The sequence below is a fragment of the uncultured Dokdonia sp. genome (genome assembly GCF_937910895.1).
Lineage (GTDB): Bacteria > Bacteroidota > Bacteroidia > Flavobacteriales > Flavobacteriaceae > Dokdonia.
In genome coordinates, this window is sequence record NZ_CALEMI010000034.1 from 1 (window position 1) to 8058 (window position 8058).

Annotated in this window: 5 protein-coding genes, 1 tRNA gene and 1 pseudogene; 2 read left to right on the plus strand and 5 right to left on the minus strand. The window is 35.2% G+C overall.

Annotated elements, in window-relative coordinates:
* The first annotated feature begins 145 nt into the window (after positions 1–145).
* Entirely contained in the window at positions 146–1750 is a 1605-nt protein-coding gene (locus Q0505_RS03800; RefSeq protein WP_299209016.1) for a T9SS type A sorting domain-containing protein, read from the plus strand.
* 108 nt (positions 1751–1858) lie between these two features.
* On the opposite strand, the gene Q0505_RS03805 is transcribed toward Q0505_RS03800, so the two are convergent.
* From Q0505_RS03805 to proS, 5 genes are all read right to left on the minus strand, one after another.
* Entirely contained in the window at positions 1859–4084 is a 2226-nt protein-coding gene (locus Q0505_RS03805; RefSeq protein WP_299209020.1) for an NADP-dependent isocitrate dehydrogenase, read from the minus strand.
* Between the two features lie 620 nt (positions 4085–4704).
* Positions 4705–5055, minus strand: a complete 351-nt coding sequence (gene rplS, locus Q0505_RS03810; RefSeq protein WP_299209023.1) for a 50S ribosomal protein L19 — start codon at positions 5053–5055, stop codon at positions 4705–4707.
* A gap of 211 nt (positions 5056–5266) precedes the next feature.
* The gene (rpsT, locus tag Q0505_RS03815) at positions 5267–5518 is read right to left on the minus strand and encodes a 30S ribosomal protein S20 (RefSeq protein ID WP_299209026.1); all 252 of its coding nucleotides are present in this window, start codon (positions 5516–5518) and stop codon (positions 5267–5269) included.
* A gap of 31 nt (positions 5519–5549) precedes the next feature.
* Positions 5550–5621: transfer RNA gene (locus tag Q0505_RS03820), tRNA-Glu, on the minus strand.
* An 84-nt stretch (positions 5622–5705) separates the two neighbouring features.
* Complete coding sequence (gene proS, locus Q0505_RS03825; protein ID WP_299209028.1) at positions 5706–7184, minus strand: proline--tRNA ligase; 1479 nt, start codon at positions 7182–7184, stop codon at positions 5706–5708.
* Positions 7185–7287: 103 nt separating this feature from the next.
* Between proS and Q0505_RS03830 the strand changes: the two are divergent.
* Positions 7288–8058, plus strand: a pseudogene (locus Q0505_RS03830) (hypothetical protein); the annotation flags it as partial.

The following is an 8058-nucleotide window of genomic DNA, read 5'->3' on the forward strand; positions in this document are numbered from 1 at the left end:
ATCTGCAACTTCAGTTACTTTTACTTCTAATTGATCTCCAGATCTTTTTAACAAAATATCTTGGGAAAATCCTTTAAATGATATTGATCTTTCTAATTGTCCTTCACTTGAAAGATTAAGCCTTTCAGGGACAAATCTTATAACATTGGATTGTAACAATAATAGTAATTTAACAGCTTTATTTATAGCAGGAAATCAGTTTTTGGAAAATGTATTTATAAAAAATGGGAGTGATGAGAGTAGTGGTGATATAGATTTTGGAAGTTGGACAGAGAATTGGTTCTTGGGAAATAATCCAAGTTTAGCATACGTTTGCGCAGATCAAAATCAGGTAGCAGACATTCAAAGTTTTGCCGGTGCAGATTATGTAGTAAATTCTTATTGTAGTTTTGAGCCAGGTGGAAATTATAATACCATAACTGGGATAGCACAATTTGATGTAAATAATAATGGTTGTGATTCAGGAGATATCGGAATTCCTTACGTTGGTTTTGCTATAGATATAGATGCTAGTTCAACAGGCTCATCAGTATATACAGATGATACAGGTACTTATAATCTTTATGTAAATCAGATAGGAACTTATTCCCTTACAGCAAATTTTGAAGAACCAGATTATTTTACGGTAACGCCATCACCAGCAAATATACCTGTCACAGCAATAGATAACAGTACTACAATCCAAGATTTTTGTGTTACTGCAAATGGAATTCGACCAGATGCTGAGGTTGTGATAGCGCCTATTTTTAGGTCAAGACCCGGATTTAATGCAACCTATCAATTGGTCTATAAAAATAAAGGAAATCAGACGCTTTCAGGAACCGTAGATTTTGTGTATAATGATACGGTATTGGATTTTGTTTCTTCGACAACAACCCCAGATACCCAAAATACAGGTCTATTGTCTTTTGACTTTGTAGATTTACAACCTTTTGAAAGTCGGTTTGTAGATATTGTTTTAAATGTAAATGATCCTACAGAAACGCCACCTGTCAACATAGACGATATATTAATCTTTACAGGTGATATTGTGATAGACCAAGTAGAAGAAACACCAGATGATAATACATTTGAATATGTAGAGGTAGTTGTAGGGGCTTTTGATCCTAATGATATTACGTGCTTGCAAGGCGATGTAGCGCCTTCTACACTTATAGGTGGCTATTTACATTATGTTATAAATTTTGAAAATACAGGAAATGCTCCAGCTCAAAATGTTGTAGTTACGACAGAAATCAATCCTGCAGATTTTGATGTGAATACATTACAGGTTTTAAACGCCTCTGACGAGATGAGTCTTGCCATTACAAATGATCTTGTCGAATTTACGTTTGAAAATATCAATCTCTCATCAGGCGGTCATGGAAATATCTTACTTAAAATCAGAACCAATGCTGACTTAGTCACGACAGATTTTGTAGCAGCAGATGCAGATATTTACTTTGATTTTAATTTCCCAATTACCACCAATACGGCAAACACAACTTTTGAAACCCTTTCTGTAGATGAGTTTTCAACAGCGCAAGATGTACGATTATATCCTAATCCAAGCGATACAATAATTACCATTGAGGCTAGGTCTGCGATACAGTCTATCACCATGTATGATATACAAGGAAGAGCTATTTTGTCTAAAGAAGCAGACCATCAGACAACAAGTATAGATATTTCTAGCTTTGCAGATGGCATGTATTTCTTAGTCATCAAGACGGATATAGGAGAATTTACTAAAAGAGTTTTAAAGAAATAAAGACTTTAGTTAGGTTAGGTTGAGAAGTAAAAAACGAGAGCTGTTATGGCACTCGTTTTTTTATGGTCTAAATTTTAAGATTGTTGTATACGCTTTCGCGAAAGCGTACTACCCATCAATAATAGTATTGAGCGTGGTACTAGGTCTCATCGCAGCTGTTGTTTTTGTGGTATCTACGTGATAATAGCCTCCTATGTCCATAGGGGAACCCTGCGCATTATTTAACTCGTCTATAATGGTTTGCTCTTGTTTTTCCATTGCTTCTGCTAATGGTGTAAACTCTTTTTTAAGATCTTGATCTACATCTTGAGCTGCTAGTGCTTGTGCCCAGTACATCGCAAGATAAAAATGACTTCCTCTGTTATCAAGTTCGTTCACTTTACGAGAAGGTGATTTTTTATTCTCTAAAAACTTAACAGTGGCGTTATCTAGCGTTTCAGCAAGAACTCCAGCACGTTTGTTGTTGGTAGCCTCAGCAGTATGCTCTAAGGATACGGCAAGCGCTAAAAACTCACCGAGAGAATCCCAACGTAGGTGTCCTTCTTGTAAAAACTGTTGTATGTGTTTTGGAGCAGATCCACCAGCACCTGTTTCAAATAATCCACCTCCATTCATAAGAGGGACGATAGAAAGCATTTTTGCACTTGTACCTAGCTCCAAAATAGGGAAGAGGTCTGTATTGTAATCTCTCAATACATTTCCTGTAACAGAAATGGTATCTTTTCCGTTTTTCATTCTAGTAAGCGTATAACGCGTCGCTTCTACAGGAGACATAATTTGAATGTCAAGCCCTTCGGTATTGTGATCTTTAAGGTATAGGTTTACTTTTTCTATTAATTGTGCATCGTGCGCTCTGTTTTTATCCAACCAGAAAATAGCAGGTGTTTGTGAAGCTTGTGCTCTTTTTACCGCTAGTTTTACCCAGTCTTGAATAGGTGCATCTTTTACTTGACACATTCTCCAGATATCACCTGTAGCCACAGGATGTTCTAAAAGGGTGTTTCCTTGATCATCAATAACTGCTACTGTTCCATCACTTTCAATTTCAAACGTTTTATCGTGAGATCCATATTCTTCAGCTTTTTGAGCCATTAATCCAACATTAGGGACGGTTCCCATCGTTCTAGGATCAAAAGCACCATGTTTTTTACAGAAATCAAAAGTCTCTTGATATATTCCAGCATAGCTGCTATCTGGTATTACTGCTTTTGTATCTTGTAATTTTCCAGCAGTATTCCACATTTTACCAGAAGTACGAATCATAGCGGGCATAGACGCATCTATAATTACATCACTCGTCACATGTAGATTTGTAATCCCTTTGTCAGAATTGACCATGGCAACACTTGGACGTTTTGAATAACATGCTTCGATAGCTTTCTCTATTTCTTTGCGTTGTGCATCTGGTAATTCTTGGATTTTAGATACTAAATCTCCAAATCCGTTATTGACATCAACACCTATTTCTTCAAATACGCTTCCATATTTCTCAAAGACAGGAGCAAAAAATACACGTACAGCATGTCCAAAAATGATAGGATCAGAGACTTTCATCATCGTTGCTTTCAGGTGTAACGAAAATAGAACACCTTTATCTTTTGCATCAGCTACTTGCTCTTGTAAGAAATTGATAAGTGCTTTCTTATTCATGACAGTAGCGTCTATAATTTCATCTTTCAATACAGGCGTAGCTGCTTTAAGGATGGTTTTATTTCCAGAAGTATCTGTATGCTCAATACGCACATTTCCAGATTGAGAGACGGTTAAAGATTTTTCGTTATGAAAGAAATCTCCTTCCTGCATAGTTGCAACGTGAGAAGCAGAATCAGCACTCCAAGCTCCCATACTATGTGGATTATTTTTAGCGTACTGTTTTACGGGTTTAGGCGCACGACGATCAGAATTTCCTTCTCTTAATACTGGATTTACAGCACTTCCTAAAACCTTAGAAAAAAGTTTACGTATTGCTTTTTCTTCATCTGTTTTTGGCTCTTCAGGAAAATCAGGAATGGCGTATCCATGATCTTGTAATTCTTTTATAGCTTCTAGAAGCTGGGATATAGATGCACTAATATTAGGAAGTTTAATAATGTTAGCTTCTGGTTTTTTAACAAGTTCTCCTAGATCAGCAAGCGCATCATTTTGTTTTTGCTCATCCGTAAGATATTCAGAAAAGGTTGCGATAATTCTACCAGCTAGTGAAATATCTTCGGTATCTATTTCGATACCTGAAGATTGCGTAAAACGTTTTACGATAGGTAAAAACGAATGCGTTGCTAGCATTGGAGCTTCGTCTGTGAATGTATATTTAATTATAGTATTAGTATTTGCCATATATAGAATTGTTTTTAGCCTTATTAGTAAGTATAGAAGATTCTAAAAAGGATTGCAAATATAGCTATTACGATGCATTTATTATAATACAGTTGGGGCTAGAATAAGGTAAATTTTCAATAAAAACAAAAGCCATATCAATGCAAATACATGCTTGATATGGCTTTTTAGATACTTTAATTAGTAAAACTTACGTTTTAACAAGGAATAAATTCCTATAACTATTTAAAATATCTTCAAAACATATATCCTAACATTGCTGTTTATCATACTATGTTTTGATGTGGTCATTTTACTTAAGATTTTTCAATGATTACTATATTCATAGTTGTACACTATTAATCAATAATTCATCTAGCTTTTGCAGCGTTTCTTATTAGTATTCATGACCGAGTTTCTTAATAACATATGTTTTTTGAAACTTGTTTAGGCTAATACAACATGAACAAAGTTGTTTATTTCGTATTAATCTTATACTAAAAGTAGGTATTATTATAACATGAAATCAAAAAAGGCATAAATTTAATTATCAACCAGTTATGAACTTAGGTTATTAACAATTGTGAATAAAAAAACCTTCGATGATTATCAAAGGCTTTTTATATGCTTTTTGAAAAGTATTAAGAACGTTTTTCTTTAATACGAGCTTTCTTACCTGTAAGACCTCTAAAGTAATAGATACGAGCTCTACGCACGCTTCCTTTCTTATTGATTTCTATTTTTTGGATAGCGGGTAAGTTTAATGGGAAAACACGCTCTACACCAACAGTACCAGACATTTTTCTAATAGTAAAGGTTTGAGTTCTTCCAGTTCCTCTTAATTGGATAACAACTCCTCTAAAGAACTGTGTACGTCTTTTTTCACCTTCTTTAATTTCGTAGTATACAGTAATGGTATCACCAGCACTAAATTCTGGTAAATCATTCTTTGCTATAAATTCGTTTTGTACAAATTTTACTAAATCTTCCATAATAATGGATTTTTTGTTTTTTATAAGTTAGTACAACATTCACGATTTTCGTCAGAGGTTGATCTAAGCGGATGCAAAAGTACAATTTTAAATTACTTTAGCAATGCTTTTCTAATATTTTTTCGGTTTGCAGTTTTTATAAAAGTATTCATAGACAACAAAAAAACTTCTACAATTTTGTAGAAGTTTTTTTGTTGCATGGAGATACAGCTTATAGTGCTGCTACGTACTTCGCTAATTTTGATTTTAAGTTAGCCGCCTTATTAGAATGAATAATATTGCGCTTTGCTAACCTGTCTATCATAGAAACTACAGCAGGGTAAAAAGTAGCTGCTTCATCTTTAGAAGGTAGATCTCGTAATTTTTTAATCGCATTACGAGTTGTCTTGTGCTGATATTTATTTCTCAGTCTTTTAGACTCGTTACTTCTTATTCTCTTTAATGCTGACTTGTGATTTGCCATTGTCTTTTGTTAATTATATTTATAAAATATGTAGCCCGTAGGGGAATCGAACCCCTCTTACATGGATGAAAACCATGCGTCCTAGCCGATAGACGAACGGGCCTAGAACAATTGCCTAAATTGCGGATGCAAAAATACAACTATTTTTACATGACACAAATCTAAATTGAACTTTTTTTAAAACTATTTAATATGCCTTTGCAAATAGTACTCTTTGAGTGGATGCAGCACCACTAAAAACACACTTGCCATCTTCTTTTGGATTATCTAAAGGAATACAGCGTATCGTAGCTTTTGTGAGCTCTTTAATTTTGTTTTCAGTTTCAGATGTTCCATCCCAATGTGCACTTATAAAACCACCTTTGGTTTCTAAAATTTCTTTAAACTCATCAAAGTTTTGCACCTCCGTTATATGAGTATCTCTGTATTCTTTTGCTTTCGTATATAGATTCTCTTGAATATCTTTTAGTAATTGTACAACAGTATCTACAACATCTTCTTTAGCGACAAACTCCTTTGTGAGGGTGTCTCTTCTTGCGAGCTCTACAGTTCGCTTTTCTAAATCTTTTGGCCCTATTCCTATACGCAGTGGCACTCCTTTTAATTCATACTCATTAAATTTCCATCCAGGTTTATGAGTATCTCTATTATCAAACTTTACAGTGACATTATGAAGGCGTAAATCATTTACAATTTCATTGGCTACTTGTGATATAGCATCTAGTTGTTCTTGATTTTTATAAATAGGTACAATAACAACCTGATAAGGCGCTAAATTAGGAGGCAATACAAGTCCTTGGTCATCACTGTGTGTCATGATAAGCGCGCCCATAAGGCGTGTAGATACACCCCAAGATGTAGCCCATACATATTCTTGTTTTCCTTCTTTAGATGCAAATTTTACATCAAACGCTTTCGCGAAATTTTGTCCTAAGAAGTGAGAAGTTCCCGCTTGTAATGCTTTCCCATCTTGCATTAATGCTTCTATACAAAATGTTTCATCTGCTCCTGCAAAACGTTCACTTTCTGTTTTCAACCCTTTTATAACTGGTACTGCTAGGAAGTTTTCTACAAAAGTAGCATATATGTTATTCATTAGATCTGCTTCTGCTAATGCTTCTTCTTTGGTTGTATGAGCCGTATGACCTTCTTGCCATAAGAACTCAGATGTTCGCAAAAAGAGTCGTGTTCTCATTTCCCAACGAACCACATTCGCCCATTGATTGATTAATAAAGGCAAATCTCTATAAGATTGTATCCATCCTTTAAACGTACTCCATATAATCGCTTCACTAGTAGGTCTTACAATCAGTTCTTCCTGAAGTTTTGCATCAGGATCTACAATAAGTTTACCTTCATTATCTGGATCTGTTTTAAGTCTGTAATGTGTTACTACAGCACATTCTTTTGCAAAACCTTCTGCATTTTTTTCTTCAGCTTCAAAAAGACTTTTGGGAACAAAAAGTGGAAAGTATGCATTTTCATGTCCAGTTTCTTTAAACATTCTATCAAGTTCTGCTTGCATTTTTTCCCATATCGCATAGCCATACGGTTTTATGACCATACACCCACGTACGGCAGAGTTTTCAGCTAAATCTGCTTTTACAACAAGCTCATTATACCATTTTGAGTAATCTTCGCTTCTTTTTGTTAAGTTCTTCCCCATAAAAGGCTGTTTTGGCACAAATTTTGTGACTGTATTAGACAAATAATAATTAATGCGAAATTAGTTATTTTTAGTACGAACAACAATTAAACACTTTAGAGATATGCAACTTTCTTCCACTCTTAAAATCACTCTAAAAACATTCCTCTTCTCAGGATTAGCAACTCTCACGTTAATATCGTGTAGTTCTTCACAATCTGTATATGATGATGATGGAATCTATAGCGGTACTCCTACCACAGTATCTCAAGAAAAGACAACAGATAGTTTGAGTTCTACAGGTCAGATATATAAAAATTACTTTGAGCAAGAAGCCGAAGCATTAGGAGACATTATTGAAGAAGATGCTGTATTTACAGACGTAGATACATATTCTTCAGAAAATGGCGAAGCCTATGTAGAAGGCGATGGTTATGACACAAATCAAGGTGCTTGGGGTGATCAAACAGAAAGTATCATTGTAAATGTATATGACAATACTCCTTTCTGGGGCGGTGGCTTCTGGGGTGGAGGTGCCTTCTGGGGCGGTGGTATCTGGGGTAATCCTTATTGGGGAGGTGGCTATTGGGGAAACCCTTACTGGGGTGGTGGCTTTGGCTTCTGGGGACCTAGATACGGAGGATTTTTTAATCCGTACTTTGGATTTGGCAATTTTTATAATCCTTACTATTGTGTAGGATTTGGTAATGGAGGATTTAATAATTTTGCATACGGAAGCAGATATAATAGAGGAAGAAACGCAGTTGCATATCATAATGGAAGAAGAACATCTAGATCGGCAGTAGCTCAAAGAGATGCCAGGAGAACAGCGACCAGAAATGCATTTGCGACCCGTAATTCATCTAGATCAAGATCAACATTTTCAAGAAATAGA